Origin of the sequence: Croceivirga thetidis (assembly GCF_012272815.1) — a bacterium.
Taxonomy (GTDB): domain Bacteria; phylum Bacteroidota; class Bacteroidia; order Flavobacteriales; family Flavobacteriaceae; genus Croceivirga; species Croceivirga thetidis.
Map to the genome: position 1 here is coordinate 1193886 of NZ_JAAWWL010000002.1, position 20401 is coordinate 1214286.

General features: G+C 37.1%; 17 protein-coding genes. 9 read left to right on the forward strand and 8 right to left on the reverse strand.

Going from position 1 to position 20401, the window contains the following annotated elements; genetic code table 11:
- Positions 1 to 89: 89 nt before the first annotated feature.
- The 5 genes from secA (at position 90) to HCU67_RS13080 (ending at position 9893) form a co-directional block, all read left to right on the forward strand.
- Positions 90 to 3455, forward strand: a complete 3366-nt coding sequence (gene secA / locus HCU67_RS13060; protein ID WP_168553046.1) for a preprotein translocase subunit SecA — start codon at positions 90 to 92, stop codon at positions 3453 to 3455.
- A gap of 107 nt (positions 3456 to 3562) precedes the next feature.
- Positions 3563 to 4765, forward strand: a complete 1203-nt coding sequence (locus HCU67_RS13065; protein ID WP_168553047.1) for a sensor histidine kinase — start codon at positions 3563 to 3565, stop codon at positions 4763 to 4765.
- A 125-nt stretch (positions 4766 to 4890) separates the two neighbouring features.
- Positions 4891 to 5769, forward strand: coding sequence for a sensor histidine kinase (locus tag HCU67_RS13070; RefSeq protein ID WP_168553048.1), 879 nt, complete (start codon positions 4891 to 4893; stop codon positions 5767 to 5769).
- 44 nt (positions 5770 to 5813) lie between these two features.
- Positions 5814 to 8327 carry a M14 family zinc carboxypeptidase gene (locus HCU67_RS13075; RefSeq protein ID WP_168553049.1) on the forward strand — a complete coding sequence of 838 codons (2514 nt, stop codon included), beginning with the start codon at positions 5814 to 5816 and terminating at the stop codon, positions 8325 to 8327.
- Positions 8328 to 8333: 6 nt separating this feature from the next.
- Positions 8334 to 9893 (forward strand): amidohydrolase family protein, encoded by a 1560-nt coding sequence (locus HCU67_RS13080; RefSeq protein ID WP_168553050.1) that lies wholly within the window; start codon positions 8334 to 8336, stop codon positions 9891 to 9893.
- A 262-nt stretch (positions 9894 to 10155) separates the two neighbouring features.
- Here the strand turns inward: HCU67_RS13080 and HCU67_RS13085 are convergent, their stop codons facing one another.
- Positions 10156 to 10389 (reverse strand): hypothetical protein, encoded by a 234-nt coding sequence (locus HCU67_RS13085; protein WP_168553051.1) that lies wholly within the window; start codon positions 10387 to 10389, stop codon positions 10156 to 10158.
- Between the two features lie 187 nt (positions 10390 to 10576).
- The gene (locus tag HCU67_RS13090; protein WP_168553052.1) at positions 10577 to 11245 is read right to left on the reverse strand and encodes a peptidoglycan DD-metalloendopeptidase family protein; all 669 of its coding nucleotides are present in this window, start codon (positions 11243 to 11245) and stop codon (positions 10577 to 10579) included.
- A gap of 107 nt (positions 11246 to 11352) precedes the next feature.
- Between HCU67_RS13090 and msrA the strand changes: the two genes are divergently transcribed.
- The gene (gene msrA / locus HCU67_RS13095; RefSeq protein WP_168553053.1) at positions 11353 to 12027 is read left to right on the forward strand and encodes a peptide-methionine (S)-S-oxide reductase MsrA; all 675 of its coding nucleotides are present in this window, start codon (positions 11353 to 11355) and stop codon (positions 12025 to 12027) included.
- Between the two features lie 49 nt (positions 12028 to 12076).
- Here the strand turns inward: msrA and HCU67_RS13100 are convergent, their stop codons facing one another.
- The 4 genes from HCU67_RS13100 to HCU67_RS13115 all read right to left on the reverse strand — a co-directional run bounded on the left by HCU67_RS13100 (position 12077) and on the right by HCU67_RS13115 (position 15175).
- Positions 12077 to 13534, reverse strand: a complete 1458-nt coding sequence (locus tag HCU67_RS13100; protein ID WP_168553054.1) for a hypothetical protein — start codon at positions 13532 to 13534, stop codon at positions 12077 to 12079.
- Positions 13509 to 14084, reverse strand: a complete 576-nt coding sequence (locus HCU67_RS13105) for a hypothetical protein (RefSeq protein WP_168553055.1) — start codon at positions 14082 to 14084, stop codon at positions 13509 to 13511. Before HCU67_RS13105 ends, HCU67_RS13100 begins: the two co-directional genes overlap by 26 nt.
- Entirely contained in the window at positions 14068 to 14610 is a 543-nt protein-coding gene (locus HCU67_RS13110) for a sigma-70 family RNA polymerase sigma factor (RefSeq protein WP_168553522.1), read from the reverse strand. The genes HCU67_RS13105 and HCU67_RS13110 overlap by 17 nt, the downstream gene beginning before the upstream one ends.
- 139 nt (positions 14611 to 14749) lie before the next feature.
- Positions 14750 to 15175, reverse strand: a complete 426-nt coding sequence (locus HCU67_RS13115) for an organic hydroperoxide resistance protein (RefSeq protein ID WP_168553056.1) — start codon at positions 15173 to 15175, stop codon at positions 14750 to 14752.
- Positions 15176 to 15289: 114 nt separating this feature from the next.
- Between HCU67_RS13115 and meaB the strand changes: the two genes are divergently transcribed.
- From meaB to HCU67_RS13130, 3 genes are read left to right on the forward strand one after another with little or no spacing between them, the layout of a single operon-like run.
- The gene (gene meaB / locus HCU67_RS13120) at positions 15290 to 16324 is read left to right on the forward strand and encodes a methylmalonyl Co-A mutase-associated GTPase MeaB (protein WP_210423707.1); all 1035 of its coding nucleotides are present in this window, start codon (positions 15290 to 15292) and stop codon (positions 16322 to 16324) included.
- Between the two features lie 34 nt (positions 16325 to 16358).
- Positions 16359 to 17321, forward strand: a complete 963-nt coding sequence (locus HCU67_RS13125) for a glycosyltransferase family 2 protein (protein ID WP_168553057.1) — start codon at positions 16359 to 16361, stop codon at positions 17319 to 17321.
- The gene (locus HCU67_RS13130) at positions 17302 to 18171 is read left to right on the forward strand and encodes a flippase-like domain-containing protein (RefSeq protein WP_168553058.1); all 870 of its coding nucleotides are present in this window, start codon (positions 17302 to 17304) and stop codon (positions 18169 to 18171) included. The genes HCU67_RS13125 and HCU67_RS13130 overlap by 20 nt, the downstream gene beginning before the upstream one ends.
- 5 nt (positions 18172 to 18176) lie before the next feature.
- On the opposite strand, the gene HCU67_RS13135 is transcribed toward HCU67_RS13130, so the two are convergent.
- Together HCU67_RS13135 and HCU67_RS13140 are read right to left on the reverse strand one after the other, a co-directional pair.
- Positions 18177 to 19835 carry an ArnT family glycosyltransferase gene (locus HCU67_RS13135; RefSeq protein WP_168553059.1) on the reverse strand — a complete coding sequence of 553 codons (1659 nt, stop codon included), beginning with the start codon at positions 19833 to 19835 and terminating at the stop codon, positions 18177 to 18179.
- On the reverse strand, positions 19832 to 20401 hold the full coding sequence (locus HCU67_RS13140; RefSeq protein WP_168553060.1) for a phosphatase PAP2 family protein: 570 nt from the start codon (positions 20399 to 20401) through the stop codon (positions 19832 to 19834). The genes HCU67_RS13135 and HCU67_RS13140 overlap by 4 nt, the downstream gene beginning before the upstream one ends.

Below are 20401 nucleotides of genomic sequence, written 5' to 3' on the forward strand. Positions count from 1 at the left end.
TTTTCTGTAATTTTGGCAGCTTTCCGGTATTAAAAACACGCTTTCCAAATACTGGAACAGCTTTTGAGCCATCAAACTAAAATTCAAGCATGAGCATTGTCAATTCAGTACTAAAGGTATTTGTCGGAGATAAATCGAAGAAAGACGTAAAGTCATTGCAACCTTTGGTCAATAAAATAAAGTCTTTTGAAAGTGAATTAGAACAACTATCACATGATGAGTTACGTCAAAAGACCGTTAGCTTCAAGGAGCTGATTCTAGAAAACCGTAAGGTCGTAGATGACAAAATAGCTCAACTGAAAGAAGAAGTTGCCAATTCTTCTGATATAGATAGAAATGAGGAAATCTACACAGAAATTGATAAGCTAGAAGAAGAAGGTTATGAACTTTCAGAAAAAACACTTAACGAGATATTACCTGAAGCCTTTGCCGTTGTAAAGGAAACCGCCAAACGTTTCGCAAAAAATACATCGCTCACAGTACAAGCGACTGAATTCGACAGAGCTTTGTCAGGTGATAAAGATTATGTGACTTTGCAAGCCGATAATGCAATTTGGTCAAATTCATGGGATGCTGCCGGTAAGGAAGTTACTTGGGATATGATCCACTATGACGTTCAATTAATCGGTGGTATTTCATTGCACCAAGGAAAAATTGCAGAAATGCAGACAGGTGAAGGTAAGACTTTGGTAGCTACCCTCCCACTCTATTTAAATGCTCTTTCTGGTAAAGGTGCTCACCTTGTAACCGTTAATGATTATTTGGCAAAGCGGGATAGTGCTTGGATGGCCCCAATATTTGAATTTCATGGACTATCGGTTGACTGTATTGATAAACATCGTCCAAATTCCGATGGCCGCCGTGCCGCCTACAATGCTGATATCACATATGGAACCAATAATGAATTCGGTTTTGATTATTTGCGCGATAACATGGCACATACACCGACTGATTTGGTTCAACGTCCACATCACTATGCCATAGTTGACGAAGTGGATTCGGTTTTGATTGATGACGCCCGTACTCCTTTGATTATTTCAGGTCCCGTGCCTGAAGGTGACCGACACGAATTCAACGAACTAAAACCTAAGGTTTCAGATATCGTTCAAAAACAACGTCAACATTTAACCGGTGTTCTGGCTGAAGCTAAAAAACTAATCAAAGAAGGAGACACGAAGGAAGGTGGATTTTTACTACTTAGGGTCTATCGCGGTTTACCAAAGAACAAGGCACTTATAAAATTCTTGAGTGAGGAAGGTGTAAAACAACTACTTCAGAAAACGGAGAATTTCTATATGCAAGACAACAATCGTGAAATGCCAAAGGTAGACGAAGACCTGTTGTTTGTAATTGAAGAAAAGAACAATCAAATTGAGCTAACCGATAAAGGGGTTGAATATATTTCTGGTAATGAGGATAAGGACTTTTTCGTTTTACCTGATATCGGTGGTGAGATTGCTCAGATTGAAAATCAGGGATTGGACATTGAAAAGGAAGCCGAACTCAAGGAAGAACTTTTCAAAGAATTTGCAGTAAAAAGTGAGCGAATTCACACCATGACCCAATTACTAAAAGCCTACACCCTCTTTGAAAAAGATGTGGAATATGTGGTGATGGACAATAAGGTCATGATAGTAGACGAGCAAACCGGACGTATTATGGATGGTCGTCGTTATTCTGATGGGTTGCACCAAGCGATTGAAGCAAAGGAAAATGTAAAAATTGAAGCACTGACTCAAACCTTTGCAACAATTACGTTACAGAACTATTTCAGAATGTACAATAAACTAGCGGGTATGACCGGTACAGCGGTCACTGAAGCTGGCGAATTCTGGGAAATCTATAAGTTGGATGTAGTTGAAATTCCTACCAATAGACCTATTGCCAGGGACGATAGAAACGATTTAATCTATAAAACCAAACGCGAAAAATACAATGCAATAATCGAAGAAGTTACGGAACTTTCAAAAGCAGGTAGGCCAGTTTTAATTGGTACTACATCAGTTGAAATATCAGAACTTTTATCGAAACTGCTAAGTGTTCGTAAAATTCCGCACAACGTGTTGAACGCGAAACTGCACAAGAAGGAAGCTGATATCGTGGCAGAAGCAGGTAAAGGAGGTATTGTTACAATCGCAACCAATATGGCGGGTCGTGGAACTGATATTAAACTATCCGATATAGTAAAGGACGCTGGAGGATTGGCCATTGTAGGAACCGAACGGCACGATTCGAGAAGGGTCGACCGTCAGTTAAGAGGTCGTTCCGGTCGTCAAGGAGATCCAGGAAGTTCGCAATTCTATGTTTCATTGGAAGACAACTTAATGAGACTCTTCGGGTCGGAGCGGGTAGCCAAAGTTATGGACCGTATGGGCTTGGAAGAGGGAGAGGTTATCCAACATAGCATGATGACCAAATCCATAGAACGTGCACAAAAGAAAGTTGAAGAGAACAACTTTGGTATTCGAAAACGTCTCCTAGAATATGATGATGTAATGAACGCCCAAAGAGAAGTTGTTTACAAAAGAAGGCGGCATGCACTGCAAGGCGAAAGGCTCAAGGTGGATATTGCAAATATGATTTATGATACCTGTGAGGTCATTTCGGAAACCAATAAAATGGCCGATGATTTCAAGAATTTTGAATTTGAGCTTATAAAGTACTTCTCTATTACCTCACCGGTTTCTGAAGAAGAATTCAATAAAACCGGTTTTCAAGAACTTGCGAACCAAGTATATGTTGAGGCGTACAAGCATTACCAAGAAAAGATGGAGCGTAGTTCAGAAACTGCGTTCAAGGTAATAAAGCAGGTATACGAAGATCAGAGTAATAAGTTTGAAAGAATTGTAGTGCCATTTACTGATGGGATAAAAACGCTTAATGTTGTAACCAATTTGGAGCAAGCTTACAGCTCTAGTGGAAAACAGTTGGTTAACGATTTTGAGAAGAATATCACTTTGGCGATAATTGATGATTCTTGGAAGACCCATTTGCGTAAAATGGATGAATTGAAACAATCAGTCCAACTTGCTGTCCATGAACAAAAAGACCCCCTTCTCATTTATAAATTTGAAGCTTTTGAACTGTTCAAAAGTATGATTGAAAAAGTGAATAAGGAAGTTGTTTCTTTCCTCTTCAAAGGAGAACTACCAAATCAAAACACCAATCAAATTCAAGAAGCCAGAAACGTTAGGCGACCTAAGGAAAAGCTTAAGATGTCTAAAGAAGAAATTCCCAACAGTGACGAATTGGCCGCACAAAACCGAGCTGCAGGTCAAACTCAAAGTCAGCGCCCCCAAATTACAGAAACTATTGTCAGAGAAAAACCAAAGATTGGACGTAATGAGCGGGTCACCATCAAGAATGTAATGTCAGGTGAAAGTAAAGTGGTGAAATACAAACAAGCAGAGCCACTTATCGACAAGGGTGAATGGGTACTAATTGAAGAAAGCTAGAAAAAAGACAAAATATCCTAGAATTTAATGCGATTTATGTTTTGTTTTTAGGCAAATCACAATACTTAAGGCTATTGTAACGTTGCTTATTAGCCAGTTGTTTATCAATGACACCCCCGACCAAACGAAACCAATACAGCAATAAGGCTAAACTTCTAGTTTTAGTTAGTCAATATGCTTCCATATTTGCGGTAGTTTTTGGTGTTATATGCTACTTCTTTTTAAACATAAAGGGCATTATTCCCCTTTCGTTTTTTACTTATGCTCTTCTTTTGTTTATCAATGTACTTGCATTGAAAAAACATGAAAACTTATTATTAACCTACAATATTGCCTCAATCCTAACAACCATTAATGGTATTGTAATCACACTGGCAAGCGGGGGAATTCAAAGCCCTTTCATTTTTGTTTTAGGCGTAGTGGTTTTTGCAGGGTTTGTGAACACCAAAGTTTACGGTGGGTATTACCTATTGATTAATCTTTTATTGATATCACTTATTTTCTTGCACGATTTAAGTGATTTTCGATTACTTGCCAACACGGTTCCAGAAGAATCAGGAAATTGGTTTGCATTTTTAAGTGTATTGGCCTCGATTTATCTTTTAGGTGGTGTTTTCGGGAAGAATTTGCTAGAAGCTCATCATAATTTATACAAATCCCAAAAAGAAATTGCATCACGAATCGAGGAAAAGGAAACACTTTTAAAAGAAGTCCATCATAGGGTAAAGAATAACCTTCAAACCATCTCAAGTCTGCTTAACATGCAATCTAGAAATATAAAGGATGAAGAGATTAAAACTCTTTTTAAAGGCAGTCAAAACAGGGTGGTCTCTATGGCAATTGTCCACGAAATGCTTTATGGACAAGACGAGTCGTTATCAAAAATAGCTGTTAAACCCTACGTTCAGGAACTATGTGATTATTTGTTTAGGTCATTGAAAGTGCACTCGAAAAATATAGAATCAGAATTTGATATTCCTGATATTTCGCTAAGCATAGATACAGTAATCCCTCTAGGGATTATAATTAATGAAACGGTAACAAACGCTTTAAAATATGCTTTCCCCGAAAATCGCTCAGGTAAAATCAAAATAAAAATAAAGGAAGGGCCTGAAGGAAAATATACTTTAGGAATCAGGGATAATGGTGTAGGGTTTTGCGATAAGGTGGTCAACAAAAAAAGAGATTCGCTGGGGTTGCGCCTAATTAATAACCTAACACGACAGTTAAAAGGAAATATTAAAAGAACCAACAAAAAAGGAACCCGATACAAAATTCAATTTGAGGAAATTATCGAAAGTATTTCTTGATACTCCGTTCTAAAATTGAATTCAAATCCTATTTCTAAGACATCACCGACAGGATTTTTTTTATAAAATTCAAAAAGTTAACTTGGTAAACCCAAAAATAGCCAAGATTTACTTTTGTGCCAGGAATGAAAAAAAACAAGGGAGATAGCCAAAGGCTAGTCATCCAAAATCAAATTGTAGAAATAGTCAACTATTTCGCTTCAGCAATTACCATTGCTTTTGTCCCATACCTGTGGTCAAGGGGCCAGCATTTTGTAATACTAATTGTCGTTTTTCTTCTTGGTCTTTTATTTTTAGCTAACGGACTCTACACAAGAAGAAAATCGTCATATAAATTCACAAAAAGTGATGTTGAAGATAAGTTAGAGGAAAAAGAAATGCTTCTTAAGGAAGTCCACCATAGGGTAAAAAATAATTTACAGACGGTCTCTAGCTTACTAAGCTTACAATCACGTGCAGTTGCCGACGAAAATATTGAACGAATAATCGTTGGGAGTCAACACAGAGTGGTTTCAATGTCGATGGTTCATGAAATGTTGTACAAGCGAGATGACTATACTTCCGAAATAGAGGTAAAATCTTATATAAAGGAGCTCTGCGAATATCTAATACGTTCAATAAAGGGCAACGAGAACAACATTTCAACCAATCTTGATTTGGGAGATTTCAAATTAAGCATTGACACCGTAATACCCTTGGGGCTCATTATCAACGAAACGGTTACCAACTCGCTTAAATATGGTATACCCGCAGATGAACCAGGTGAGATTAAAATAAGTCTTAACAAGAAAGCTGGCGATTCATATGAAATGTACCTCGGTGATAATGGGATAGGCTTTCCTGAAGACTTAGACCCAAGAAGCACCAACTCACTAGGACTCAAATTAATACACAATCTAGCTAGACAATTAAAAGGAACAATTGCTCGCGATTTAAAAGCTAAGGGAACCTACTACCAAATTAATTTCCAAGAAATTACCCAAGAATTCAAAACTGTTAATTGATTGGATTGGTTTATATTTAGTAAACCAACCTTTGCATTAGCGTTATGTTCAAAAAATCATTACTGATAATCATTCTTTTATCAGCTACCTTATCCGCTCAAGACTATTTTTTAAAAAAATACCATCCATTCGACGAAAGCATTCCTTCACCCGCAGAATTTCTGGGATATGATGTAGGGAGACATCATACAAGGCATGACTTAATTGTGGCCTATTTTAATAAGCTGGCAGAGGTTTCTGACAGGGCATCCATCTACAATTATGGTAAAACCCATGAGGGCAGAAAACTTGTAATACTAACCATATCTTCAACTGAAAATCTTCAGAATCTCGAGAGCATAAAACAAAAACATTTGGCGTTTGTAGATCCCTCAAAATCTGTTTCAAATTATAATGAGGTTCCAATTTTCATCAATTTGGGTTACAACGTACATGGCAATGAACCTTCCAGTTCTGAGGCAGCAATGCTCGCTGCCTACACTTTTTGTGCATCCAATAGTCCTGAGGTTCTGAAATACATCACCAATGCCGTAATAATGGTGGACCCCACAATTAACCCTGATGGTCGCGATCGTCATACTCAGTGGGCTAATATGTACCAAGGTAATCCTCAAGTTAGTGACCCTCAAGATGCCGAACATAATGAATATTGGCCAGGGGGGCGTACAAATCATTTTTGGTTTGATTTGAATAGGGATTGGCTTTTAGGTATTCATCCCGAAAGTCGTGGAAAACTTAAATGGTACCACAGTTGGTATCCAAATGTTGTCACTGATTTTCATGAAATGGGTTCCCAAAGCTCTTATTTTTTCGAACCCATGAAGGATAATGCTTCACTAAATCCTATTATGCCCAAGGAGAATTATGTGGATTTAAATAACCTATTTGGCGATTACTTCTCTAGTGCATTGGACAGCATTGGTTCATTCTATTTCACTAAAGAGGTTTTTGACGGCACTTACCCAGGGTATGGTTCTTCCTATCCAGACTTACAAGGTGCACTTGCCCTCTTGTTTGAACAAGCTAGCTCCAGGGGGCATGTTCAGAAAACGGCCTTCGGTGAAATAACATTTCCTTTTACGATAAGAAATCAGTTTGTTTCAAGCATTACCACAGTCAAAGCGGCTGTTGAGAACAAAGATTATCTGAGAAAGTATCAGCAAGAGTTTTTTAAAAGTGCTTTGAGCAATGCTACCAAAAGTCGAGTCAAGGGATATTCCTTTAAAGAAGATTTCGATAAAAATCGAACAAAAGCATTCATTGATAAACTGTTATTACACAAAGTTGATGTTTACAGGTCAAATGATTCTTATTTGGTGCCAACTAACCAACCACAATACCGAATGGTTCAGACATTTTTTGAGACATACAATAAATATCGAGATAGTGTTTACTATGATGCTTCAGCATGGTCAGTTGCAAATTTTTACAACATGAAGTACAGACCGGTAACAAGTCTTAATCTTGGAGAAAAAATATCTTCAACTGAAGGACTGGTTCCTATAACACCTGTACAACAAACAGATTACGCATATATAATTGACTATGATGATTACAACGCCAATGCGGTCTTGAATTTTTTGCAAGCAAATGGAATAACCGTTTCTAGTTCTTTCAAACCTTTCACTGCTAAAACGACACTTGGTAAAAAATCCTTTAATTATGGAGCTTTAGTTGTTCCCGTATCTCTTCAAAAAAAGGACGCAGTTGAAGTTTTTGAATTGGTACAAAAAGCACAAAAGAAATATCATGTCCCAATGTTTTCAGTGGCTACAGGTTATAATGCTAAGGGCATTGACCTAGGAAGTCGCTATGTAAGTCCAATTACAAAACCCAAGGCCGCAATGCTTATCGGTACAGGTGTGAGATCTTATGAAGCTGGTGAAATATGGCATTTGCTTGATACTCGCGTTCACATGCCAATTACAAAAATTCCCTTACGAAATTTTAATCGGGTGAATTTTGACAAATACAACACTCTTGTCATGGTCTCTGGCAGATATAACCTCACCAAGAAACAACAAGAAGTTCTAAGTGATTGGATAAAAAAAGGAAACACGCTTATTACTATTGGCAGTGCCTCAAAATGGGTAATTGATAAGGAGATAGTAAAAGAAAAAATCATAGAAAATAAAAAGGATTCAACCAAAGTTGCAAATAGAAAACCCTATGTCGACGCTCCTGAAAATATCGGGAAGGAAGAAGTTGGAGGCATAATATTAAATGTAGATTTAGATGTGACGCATCCATTGGCCTTTGGTTATCGAGATAACCAGATTCCAGTTTATAAAAATAACTCCGTATGGCTGAAACCGAGTGAAAATGAATACTCAACGGTAGCTCGATATTCTAAAAATGCACTGGTTGATGGTTTTATTACCAAAAAGAATACGAATGAATTCTTAAATAAATCAGCTTCCCTAATTGTTAGCAAATTAGGTGGCGGCCGAGTCATAATGTTTGCAGACAACCCAAATTTTAGAGGTTCATGGTATGGTACCAATAGGTTATTCTTGAATGCAATTTTTCTTGGAGATAAAATACGAATACCAGAATAGTAGGTTATGAAAAATGTTTATTTGACTATAGTTGGTCTCTTATTGACCTTTGGGTCTTATTCCCAAGAAGATTTAAAAGAGGGTCCCTTTTCCCAGTTAATTATAAGGGGTGTAACACTGATAAATGGTAATGGTGCTCCGCCAAGAGGCCCCATAGACATTGTCGTAGAAGCCAACAAAATTGTTGACATTCAAGTAGTGGGTTATCCAGGTGTTGAAATTGACGACACCAAAAGACCGCAATTAAAACCTGGTGGTAAAGAACTGGATTGTTCAGGAATGTACCTTCTACCGGGTTTTATTGATATGCACACCCATATAGGAGGTAATGCTCAAGGTGCGGATTCTGATTACGTATTTAAACTTTGGATGGCCCATGGAATAACGACAATAAGAGAAGTCGGCGGACGAGGTTTGGATTGGTCAAATGACCTAAAGAAAAAAAGCTTAGAAAATAGCATTATTGCTCCCAGAATCATTACACATACCGTATTCGGTCAGGCGAGTGACAAACCGCTTAGCACTCCTGAGAGAGCAAGGGAGTGGGTTCGAAAAAATGCTGAAAATGGTGCTGATGGAATTAAATTTTTTGGAGCACCACCAGAAATTATGGCTGCAGCTTTAGATGAAAACAAAAAGTTAGGTCTTCGCTCTGCTTGTCACCACGCCCAAATGGATGTTGCAAGGTGGAATGTTTTGCATTCTGCAAGGGCCGGCCTCACCTCGATGGAACATTGGTATGGTCTGCCAGAAGCTTTGTTTGAAGATAAAACGGTACAACATTACCCTTTGGATTATAATTATCAGAATGAGCAACATCGATTCGAAGAGGCTGGTAAACTTTGGGAACAAGCTGCCAAACCTTACTCCGAACATTGGAACAAGGTAATGGATGAATTGATTGCACTCGATTTTACCATAGACCCAACATTCAATATTTACGAGGCCAGTAGGGATTTACATAGAGCACGTAGAGCAGAATGGCATGAAGAATATACTTTGCCATCATTATGGGAGTTCTACCAACCCAGTAAAATAAGTCATGGTTCGTATTGGCATGATTGGGGAACCGAACAAGAAGTTGCTTGGCGTAAAAATTACCAATTATGGATGACCTTCATCAATGAGTATAAAAATAGAGGTGGTAGGGTGACTACAGGTTCCGATTCAGGATTTATTTTTCAACTCTACGGTTTCGCTTATATAAGAGAGATGGAACTTTTAAGGGAAGCTGGTTTTCATCCTTTAGAGGTAATTCGTTCTTCAACATTAAATGGAGCCGAAGCTTTAGGCATGGACGATAAAATAGGCACTGTAGCTATTGGTAAGATGGCAGATTTTGTCGTTGTCGAAGAAAATCCCTTAAAAAATTTGAAAGTTTTATATGGTACGGGTGCAATACGGTTGACAGAAGAAAATGAAGTCGTTCGTGTTGGGGGTGTGAAATATACTATAAAAGATGGTATTATCTACGACGCAAAAAAGCTCTTACAAAGTGTAAAAAACATGGTATCGAAACAAAAGCAAATATCAAACTACAAATTAAAGCAACCTGGCTTGGAATAGATTCTAACATGAAATTGAAATTTTAGGGTTGTTTTCAAAATTTCAAATTTCATATTGATGTTCTCAACTATAGATAACTTAAAACTATAGTAACAGTGCTCACGTAGTTATACTAACTATGGAAAAAACGAAATATTTTATCGAAATCGCAATTAATCTCTATTTGTTATTCTAATTGTTTTCACATTAAGAACAATGCCAGCTATAGCAAAAGCTATACTTACAGAAAAGGTGGAGAGTATCAACAAGTTTTCAATCATGGTTAAGCTAATTTAGATTTGTTTTTCTTTGTCTTAAATTTCAGTTCTTTCTTTATCCTAGAATTTTTGTACAGATAAACTCTAGTTATTTTTTGCTGCTCAGAGGCCTTTTTTTCTTCTAAATTCTCAATCTCAATCAGCTTTGGTTTTTCTTCAATTTTCTTTTCTCCATCCACTTGCGCAATCGAAGGGGTACCAATAGCAAGAATCAATATGAGTGTTAGGAAAGCTTTCATTTTCATTTACCGTTTGTCTACAGCAAATGTATTTTCGCCTATACTTTTTCGATATTTATCTCGCCCTACGGAATACTTTTATCGGTCAATGAACCACCCTTCGATGAAGTGCTAAAAATCTCCGATTATGGTTTTGAATTCAATAAACTACATACCGAAACATTAGTGCATTTAATCGATTATTCAATTACAATCCCAACAGAAGGTTTGGGTTTGGACAATTTTTACTGTAGAATTCCAAATCATCTTGACGACATACTCCGGGATAATCACCAAAATAACCTTCAATATCCATAACTAATTGAAAATGAAGATGTGGAGCATAATTTACATTAATTTCTGGCCTACCTAAATTGGCAATAGTTTGATTTGCTTTGATCTCTTGACCAACTAATAGTCCTTCTAAACTTTCAACGGATAAATGACCATAAAGAGAATAAAACACTTCTCCAAAAATAGAATGTTCCAAAATTATAGTAGGACCGTAGTCGCCTAGTTCCGAGTTGTTTTTAAAACTATGTATCCTCCCATCCAAAGGTGCCAAAACCTCAGTACCTACAGAACACCAAAAATCCAAACCCAAATGAATATTTCTTTGGTTGTGACCAGAGAACAATTGTGATTCTTTATATAAATTTCGACGTTCCAAGTAACCGCCATATGCCACCTTCGCCCCACTATTTTTCAAGATCAGATCTATATAATTTTGACATTCTTCTGGGTTTGAAATATTGACATAATCCAAGTCTTTGTTCGAATCTGATAAATCAATTGGATAATACTCAGAAATTGGAATATTGGCATCCAAAATTGAAATCGATTTATCCCTTTTAATGTTCTTAAATAAATGCTCCATTCAACCAAAATCAACAAAAGATAGTATTCGATAACATGGTTTAACAATTTTTTACACAGATTTTGTAATGCAACCACTTAACTTCCTACCAAAAGAAAAATATTTAGATGAAAAAGGTTATTCTACTTGTGGCACTGATTTTTGCAACCAGCTGTCAGACCAATACAAAAGCACAAAATGAAAAGGCTATTGCCCACCAAATCCCAGAAAAAGAAGTTTTTTCAAATGAACAATTGCAAGACTTTGAAACCGCTTATTTTGCAAGTGGCTGTTTTTGGTGCGTTGAGGCAATTTTCGAAAGTGTGAAAGGCGTAAAAGAAGTAGTTTCTGGCTATTCCGGTGGTAAAGAGGCAAATCCAACCTATGAAGATGTTGGTTATGGTAGAACTACCCATGCCGAAGCAGTTGAAGTCTATTATGACCCACAACAAATATCTTTTTTGGCATTAGTACAGGTATTTTTTGGCTCGCATGACCCCACATCGTTAAATAGGCAAGGACCTGATAGAGGACCACAATACCGTTCTATTGCTTTTTATAAAAACGAAAATGAAAAAAAGGTAATTGAACAGTACTTAGAATTGCTAGAATCTAGTAATGTATATGACAGACCTATTGTGACGGAGGTTACCAAATTTGACACCTTCTGGAAGGCCGAGGAATATCACCAAGATTTTGAACGCAAGAACCCAAACAACTCATATGTCAGGGCAGTTTCCATTCCTCGCTTAAACCGATTTAAAGAGAATTTTCGGGAATACCTTAAGGAAGAGGCACATTGATTTAGAAAAGTAGAGGTGCATTTATAGAAATAGAGTTTATCCCCTAGAATTATTTAATTACCACTTCACTAAATGAAGCTTTGACTTCGAAGGTGGGGTTGTTATTTTTCTTCGCGTTCACGCATCCTTGAATTTCGTATCCGTTGGAAGTTTTGACCACGTTGGCATTTATAGTGTTGGGATAGCTGACATCAGACAACCTATCTATAATGTTTACATTACAATCAGCTTTGGGCAGAACGGCATTCAACTGCCCATTTTTTAAGGATACGTAAACACTTTTAAAATTGTCATCAACAGAATTAATGATGGTATTACCCAAATCATTCACGATGTAAACATCGTTCAATACCCTGTCAATAGTAATATTAGATGAAGTGGAAGTCAAGTTCAAATCCTTTACACTAGTCAACTTTACCTTATCAGAATACTTGGTGCTTAGTTTACCTGCGTTCCATCGTTCAATAACCATAGGTGAATAGGCAGCATCTATATTAGTGTATTTTCCGCTGATATCAGAAGCTAGCAAGCTTGCATATCGCAAGCTTGCATTTATCTGTTTTGTATTCGCGGCCAATTTAACCTCCCCGTGCTTCACATTCATTTTAAGTTTAACCGACTTTGGCATTTTGATTTTTATGGTCTTCTTTACTTCATACTTTTTTCCCATGCCATCAGAAGAAAAGTAAAATATGCTCGGAGAATCACCTTCTGCCCATTCCCATCGATTTCCCAGCTTTTCCAAACGTTTAGCCTCGGCTTCATGTCGCTTCTCCATGGCCTCTTCTCGTTCTTTAATTTGCTCTTCTCGTCTTTTCTCTCGCTCTGCCTGACGTTTTTCCATTTCAGCGGCACGCTCTTCCATGCGTTTTTCCATTCGTTCCAAACGGTCAGCATTTCGTTCTTCCCATTCTTGGGCTTGTTCTTCCATTCGTTTGCCCCACTCTTCCATCTCTTTTTGGTAGTCTTCACCAAAACTCTCTTCAAAATTCTCGGCCCATTCTTTTAAATAATCCTCTCCCTCTTTTTGATATTTTGAATAATCAAAATTGAATTTGATTGGAGGTATTGAGGGCAAAGCAGGCATTTCGGGTAAAACTGCCAGTTCTGGAAGATTAGGTAATTCTAAATCCAAGACTAATGGCTCTAATCCAAAATCAATATCCGCAAATTCAAATCCATTGGAAGAGTTACTAAAAAGCCAGCTATTTTTAACTCCAGTGGTAATATCAATTTCTTTACTGTTACCCTTTATTTCAAAATCAAGGTTCTTAAAATAATCTTCAGCTTCTTCATCGGTCGCTCCTTCCAAAGTTATCACGGCTTCAATTTCAACCTGATTTTTATTCCAGGTTTCAAATTCTATATCTGCATGGCTGGTGTTGATATTCAACACTGCATCGTTGCCGACGGAAAAGGACTCGTTAAAGGTCTTCGATTTTTGTGCGAATAACCCTGTAGTTATCAACAGGGCTAAGGCGCTAAATAATATTTGTCTCTTGTTCATTTTTTGATGATTTTAATTGATTCAACTTTTCATTCAATTTTTGCAACAATTGTGCTCTTAACTGCAGATTTTGCACCATCGCTGCGATAGTTTGGTCATTTGGACCAATTTCATTTAGTTCTTTATTTAGTTCTTGATATTCCTTGTTCAATTCTTCTAGACGTTCCAAGTAACCGTCAACAATTTCTTTATTGTCGTCAGAGACTTGAAGATTTGCCAAGGCCACATTAATGTTGGTAGTGTAATAGGTTTCTATTTTTTGAAGTTCAGGTGATAGGTCACCTAAACCAATGCCCGTATTTTGCTCTACCACAATGGTCTTTATTCCTTCTTCAACCGGAGCCGATGGTATTAAAAAATAAGTCCCAAGTGCTACTAGAAGAACAACCGAAGCAGCAATACCAATCCAGGAATATTGCTTTTTTCTTACTTTTTTGGCTGGAAGTTTTTCATCAAGCAAATCCAGAAAGCGGTCTTCATGACCTTCACGCATTGTATAGCGTTGTGATTTACGTTCTTTAGCGAATAAGTCCCTAAGATCCTGTGCCATAATTTAATTCCTTTAATAATTCCTTCAGCATTCCCTTGCCCCTTAACAATCTTGTTCTGGATGCGGTCTCACTAATATTCAATATTTCAGATATCTCAGCATGATCGTAGCCCTCAATAAGAAACAGCTGAACCACATATTTATATTTCTCTGGAAGCGATTCGATACTTTTTTTAACCTCATCTAGATGGACTTCTGTTTCTACCTGCCAATCTTCATCCTCCGAAACATGCATATAACCCTCATCCAATTCTATAGTGCGCTGATGCTTCGACTTTAAAAAATCTATACAACCATTTACTACAATCCTTTTTAGCCATGCACCAAAAGTCACTTGACCGCTAAATTGCTCAAGTCGCTGAAAAGCCTTGATAAAAGATTCTTGCAAAACATCTTCAGCATCATCTTGGTTCTTTAAAAACCGCATAGCAACGCAGAACATACCATCACAATATTTACGGTAAAGCTGCATTTGCGCTTTACGATTGTTTGCCTTGCACAGTTCTATGAGTTCCAGTTGCAAAATGGTTGGTTTGATGTTCTTGCTTTATAGACTGAAGTAAAATTCAGATGTGGCAAAATAGTTTGATTTTAACACTATTTAACAAAAAACCCGTTTCGAATGGACAAAACGGGCATTTGATAAATTCTGAATTCATAAAAATTCAGTCGTCTAGTAACAAATTCAAGTGTACGGTAATATTATCTCTAGTTGCCTTACTGTAAGGACATATTTCATGAGCAGCGTTAATTAGTTCTTCTCCTTTTTGCTTATCTACAGTTGGTAAATAAGAATCCAAAATAGCTTCTAGATAAAAACCATCCTCATCTTGATTAAAGGATATGGTAGCCGAAACACTAAAATCTCCTAAATCATTTACTCCTGATTCTTTTGCCACGTGTTGTAATGCCCCTGCGAAACAGGTTGAATAAGCAGCTGCAAACAACTCTTCAGGATTGGTGGTTCCTTCTTTCTGCCCTTTTTCAGGTGACGGCATTCGGATATCAAAATCCAATGTTCCTGAATCACTTATCACATGTCCATTACGACCACCGGTATTTGTGGCGTTCGTTTCGAATATCATTTTCATAATTGTTCTATTTATAATCCAAAAAAATAAGATTTACAATCGGATGACCACAGCTTAGCCTATTAAATTTATGTGAAACTTCATACATTCGATAAATCAGAAATCATCTGAATTTTGGCAATAGAGAAAAATAGGGCAAGTCAAATTCAAAATATCAAATCGAAAAGAATCGAAAAAGTCTCGGTAGATGAATTATTTGATGGAATTTCTAAAGGCCAATATCCTGAACTTGCAAAAGGGATTACCCTTATAGAAAGTACCAGACCGGAAGATTTCGAAATGGCTAATTTGTTACTCACAAAATGCCTATCAATTCAAAATTCATCTTTGAGAATAGGTATAACGGGAGTACCAGGGGTGGGGAAGAGCACTTTTATAGAATCTTTCGGCTCTTACCTGACCAAGATGGGTAAAAAGGTTGCCGTATTGGCCGTTGACCCAACAAGTTCTATTAGCAAGGGAAGCATCTTAGGAGATAAAACAAGGATGGAGGCATTGGTAAAAGACCCAAATGCTTTTGTAAGACCTTCCCCTGCAGGAGACAGTCTTGGTGGAGTTTCTAGAAAAACACGGGAAAGTATTGTGCTTTGTGAAGCGGCCGGATTTGAAATTATTCTAATTGAAACTGTCGGTGTCGGTCAAAGTGAAACCCTGGTGCACAGCATGGTCGATTTCTTTTTACTGCTTAAGCTTGCAGGAGCAGGAGATGAATTACAAGGAATCAAAAGGGGAATCATTGAAATGGCCGATGCAATAATTATTAACAAAGCAGATGGCGACAATGTTAAAAAGGCAAAACTTGCCAAAACAGAATTCGCACGAGCCTTGCATTTATACCCTCCTAAAGAGAATGGATGGATTCCCACTGTTTTAATGGTTTCCTCAATAGAAAGTTCAGGTTTGAATGATGTATGGAGCCTGTTAAAGAAATTCTTTGAAGAATCTGAGGGTAATGGTCATTTGAGCAAAAACCGTTTCGAACAAAATAGAAAATGGTTTGAGCAAAATTTAGAAAATGAGCTCAAATTTCGGTTTTTTAAAAATCCTCACTTACAAAAGGACATAGCTGAAACCCTGCTAAAAATTGAAAAAAATGAGGTTTCTCCTTTTCATTCAGCAAAGCTTCTGGTCAAAAAATTTCTAAAATAAAAGCCTAAATTTGCCCCGATTTTAAGTGTAACCTATGCCTCCCGTTACTAATGCATTGCTTTCTGTTGTCGTGCCACTTTACAATGAAGAAGACAATGTAGTTCTACTGACTCAAAAAATTCATGAAAGCCTAGCTGAATATAATTATCAGATAGTCTATGTGGATGATTTCTCCACAGATGGGACACGTAAGGCGGTTACCCAAATGGAGGACGAAAAGGTTCATCTAATACAGCTCAAAAAAAATTATGGGCAAAGTTTGGCCTTGGCTGCAGGCATAGATTATGCGCAGGGCGAGTATATTATTACCATGGATGGTGACCTTCAGAACGATCCGTCTGATATACCGCAAATGTTGCAAATGGCCGAAGAAGGAGAATTTGATTTAATAACCGGTATTCGGCAAAAACGTAAAGACTCTCTTGTTAAAAAAATTCCTTCAAAAATTGCCAATTTTTTGGTCCGAAGAGTGACCAAATTAGATATCAAAGACAACGGTTGTGCATTAAAGGTATTCACAAAGGATATAGCTAAGGGACTTAATCTTTATGGTGAAATGCATCGTTTCATAACTCTTTTAGCATATCTGGAAGGTGCCCAAATAAAACAAGTTCCTGTTAAGCATCATGCCAGACACGCCGGAAAATCTAAGTATGGTTTGGAAAGGGTATTTAAGGTTGTTGCTGATATGATGTTACTTTTGTTCATTCGTAAATACTTTCAGCGTCCTATCCACTTGTTTGGAATTTTTGGGGTATTACTTATCATTTTGGGTGTTTTGGTCGAAGCCTACCTACTTATCGTAAAATTTGGTTTTGGTGAAGATATTGGTACCAGACCTCTATTGATTTTTGGTATGATGTTCATCTTAGGAGGAATACAACTTTTTACTATAGGAATAGTAATGGAACTGCTAATTCGCACCTATTACGAGTCCCAATCCAAAAGACCATATCGAATCAAGAAAATAACCATAGGTGACGGAAAAGCAGCGTAAAAGGTTATCCTCGGTACTAAAAATCATTATAAGTGCCGCCCTCCTATATTTTATTTTCACAAAAATTGAATTTGGCGATGTTCTCGAAGTTTTGCAAAGTGCAAAACCCATGTGGTTATTTTTTGCAGTTTTGTTATTTGTGCTTTCTAAAATTTTAAACGCTTTTCGGCTAAATCTCTATTTTAAGGCAATAGGAGTTAAACTCACCCAGCTAAGCAATTTGAAATTATATTTACTGGGAATGTTCTATAACCTTTTTCTTCCCGGAGGTATTGGTGGAGATGCCTATAAAGGCTACTTAATTCAAAAGCAGTTCAAGGTTAAGACAAAAAGAGTCGTTGGTGTTCTATTGCTTGATAGGTTAAGTGGAATGCTACTGATTTTAATCTATGCATTAATCTTAGGATCAACTTTGGATTGGCAAGCTTTCAATGCTTACCGATGGTTTTTGCCAGCATTGGCACCCATTGGAGTAGGGATATTTTGGTGGATAAACAAAGCGTGGTTTACTTATGCACTAAAAGCTTTTTGGGGTTCGATAGGTTATTCTGCTGTATTGCAATTATTACAATTAGCTGCGGTTGGCTGCATAATGCAAGCCTTATCAGTTCTTGATAATGAATCAGCTTATTTATTTGTTTTTATGATTTCATCTATCGTCTCTGTAATTCCAATGACAATTGGTGGATTTGGTAGTAGGGAGGTTACCTTTTTATATGGTTCGTTGTGGCTTGGACTAAATAAAGATATTTCAATAGCTCTTAGTCTTACCTTTTTTACTATAACTGCCTTGGTCTCACTATTCGGAATGGTTTACCATTTTAAAAAATTGAGACTGGAAACCTATTAGTACTCTTATTTCAAATGTATTAGGTACCGCTGACTTAATTGTCTACCCCTAGTATCCGGATTTAAAAATTTAAGGTTCAATCGAGTAATACGAAATTGATCCACCTCAAGTTGTTTGTCCCAATCAAAACCGGCATCAGAAAACTTTTTAAGCTCATTTTCCTTTACATAAACCCATACATCTCGCATTTGCGAAAGTTCTGCCATTGAGCTGATTTTTACTGGTTTTCTATTGTAAAAATCCAGCCCCCAAGTATGATCTCCCATTACCTTGTAGATCTTATCAACTGGGATATTATTTTCTTTTACCTTTTTCGCCATTGTAGAGCCTGCCTGATAGACTAAAAGGTCAGGGTAAAACTGAATATTCATAACGGTGTTCAATAATAAGGAGCTACAGACAGAAAGCGTAATTACCCTTAGATAAGCTGCTTCAGTTTTTAAGACAAAATAAACTATGGAAATAAGTAGGCCTATCAACAAAACGTATGCATACCATCTATAAAATTTAAAAACATAAAAGCATACCAATACTGAAAAAATAAAAACGATTCCTAAAAGGAAATTCTGAACAACCAGTAATGCTTTTAACTCCTTTTTTTTAGCATGCGTGTAAAGCCGGTATAAATAGGACGCCGTAAGAATTGAATACAAAGGCATCATGATATTCATATAATGGGGTAACTTAAATTGGGCGAAACTAATCAGTAAAAAAATCAGTGTGATTCCCCCTAGTGTCAAAAATTCGAATCCATTACGGTACTTAAAACGCATTTTTATAAATGATTTCAATCTTAGCCAGTATGCAAATATTGCGATGACCGTCCAAGGCAAAAAGACCCATAAAAAAGTATGAAAGAAGAAGAAATAGTCACTACTGTTCTTTCCAACCCCTTCCCCACTCAAACGTTCAAAACTTTGTTCCCAGAGAATAAATAAAATTCCGCTTCGATTAGCACGACCACGAATTATCTTTTCAGGGTGAATATCAAACTGGAGGTAAAGGGCGTAAAACATTGGCAGTGTAGTCAAACCAAAAATCATGATTGCCAATAGTATACGCCAATTCAACAATCGTTTCCAATTACGGGTATATGCTAAATGACATAGTATGGATAAGCCAATTACCACTAATGCAATTTGACCTTTAGTACAAAAAGCCAATCCTGCTCCGAATGCACCAAAAGCAATACTCTTAAGATTTCCGTATTTGACATATTTAGCCAACTGCCAAATTGAGAATATTGTAAACCCTGTTAAAACAGCATCGGTACGAACATCAATTGCAGATAATACGATTGTTTGACAAGTAAGAAAGATTAGTGCTGCCAAACGACCAGTATCTTTACCGTAAAGTAATTTACCTAACTTAAAACAACTAAAAGCTCCCAAAAACAGTGCTAGGATACCAGGTATACGATATGCCCAGTCGTAAATCCCAAAGACTTTGAATGAAATAGCGGCAAGCCAATAATGCATATGCGGCTTGTCTAAATAGTCGTTTGGTCCTTTAAAAAGATTTATGAAGTCGTTCTCTTGAACCATTCGCATCGCCATTACAGCAAATTGAGCCGAATCGTTCTCAAAAAGTGTAACGAACATCCCTGCAAAGTAGACTAAGGCTACTAAAGCTATAAGAAACCAGTATCTGGCGTTTGAAATCATCCCCCCAATTTCAAGACGACAAATATATACATCTTGGCAAATAACCAACCGAAAATAATTCCTACAAAAATTCCGGTAAATACATCACCTGGATAATGCACACCAATATAAATTCTACTATAGCCAACAAGTAATGCCCAAAGTATCAATAGGGCTCCATACCAACGAAGTTTGCTATAAAAGGTGGTAACGAAAAATGTTGCCAAGGCCATCGTGCTTGCAGCATGGGCAGAAAAATATCCAAATTTTCCTCCGCAGTATGATTTGACCAATCGCATTTGTTCATAGATGACATCTTCATGACATGGTCTTGGTCGTTGCAAGCCAAATTTGAAAAAATTAGCCAATTGATCTGTACAAGTTATTAAGAGTGCAACCAAGACTAAAAGAATTCCAGTATTTTTCAAACCTACTGCCTTAATTGAGAAAACCAATAAAACCAAATACAAGGGAATTGAACCCCATTTGTTTGTGATGAACATCCAAAAACCATCCCAACCTTCGGTTCCAAGACCATTAAGGTACAAGAACAGCTCTTGGTCAAGTTCAATTAGGTTTTCAATCAT

Excerpts from the sequence above, each read along its gene's own strand:
- HCU67_RS13125 (WP_168553057.1), top strand. The coding sequence starts at position 16,359 with ATGCCTCCCGTTACTAATGCATTGCTTTCTGTTGTCGTGCCACTTTAC.
- HCU67_RS13100 (WP_168553054.1), bottom strand. The coding sequence starts at position 13,534 with ATGAACAAGAGACAAATATTATTTAGCGCCTTAGCCCTGTTGATAACT.
- HCU67_RS13075 (WP_168553049.1), top strand. The coding sequence starts at position 5,814 with ATGTTCAAAAAATCATTACTGATAATCATTCTTTTATCAGCTACCTTA.
- HCU67_RS13105 (WP_168553055.1), bottom strand. The coding sequence starts at position 14,084 with ATGGCACAGGATCTTAGGGACTTATTCGCTAAAGAACGTAAATCACAA.
- HCU67_RS13065 (WP_168553047.1), top strand. The coding sequence starts at position 3,563 with ATGACACCCCCGACCAAACGAAACCAATACAGCAATAAGGCTAAACTT.
- HCU67_RS13135 (WP_168553059.1), bottom strand. The coding sequence starts at position 19,835 with ATGATTTCAAACGCCAGATACTGGTTTCTTATAGCTTTAGTAGCCTTA.
- HCU67_RS13070 (WP_168553048.1), top strand. The coding sequence starts at position 4,891 with ATGAAAAAAAACAAGGGAGATAGCCAAAGGCTAGTCATCCAAAATCAA.
- HCU67_RS13080 (WP_168553050.1), top strand. The coding sequence starts at position 8,334 with ATGAAAAATGTTTATTTGACTATAGTTGGTCTCTTATTGACCTTTGGG.
- secA (WP_168553046.1), top strand. The coding sequence starts at position 90 with ATGAGCATTGTCAATTCAGTACTAAAGGTATTTGTCGGAGATAAATCG.
- HCU67_RS13140 (WP_168553060.1), bottom strand. The coding sequence starts at position 20,401 with ATGATTGAAAACCTAATTGAACTTGACCAAGAGCTGTTCTTGTACCTT.
- HCU67_RS13090 (WP_168553052.1), bottom strand. The coding sequence starts at position 11,245 with ATGGAGCATTTATTTAAGAACATTAAAAGGGATAAATCGATTTCAATT.
- msrA (WP_168553053.1), top strand. The coding sequence starts at position 11,353 with ATGAAAAAGGTTATTCTACTTGTGGCACTGATTTTTGCAACCAGCTGT.
- HCU67_RS13115 (WP_168553056.1), bottom strand. The coding sequence starts at position 15,175 with ATGAAAATGATATTCGAAACGAACGCCACAAATACCGGTGGTCGTAAT.
- HCU67_RS13085 (WP_168553051.1), bottom strand. The coding sequence starts at position 10,389 with ATGAAAGCTTTCCTAACACTCATATTGATTCTTGCTATTGGTACCCCT.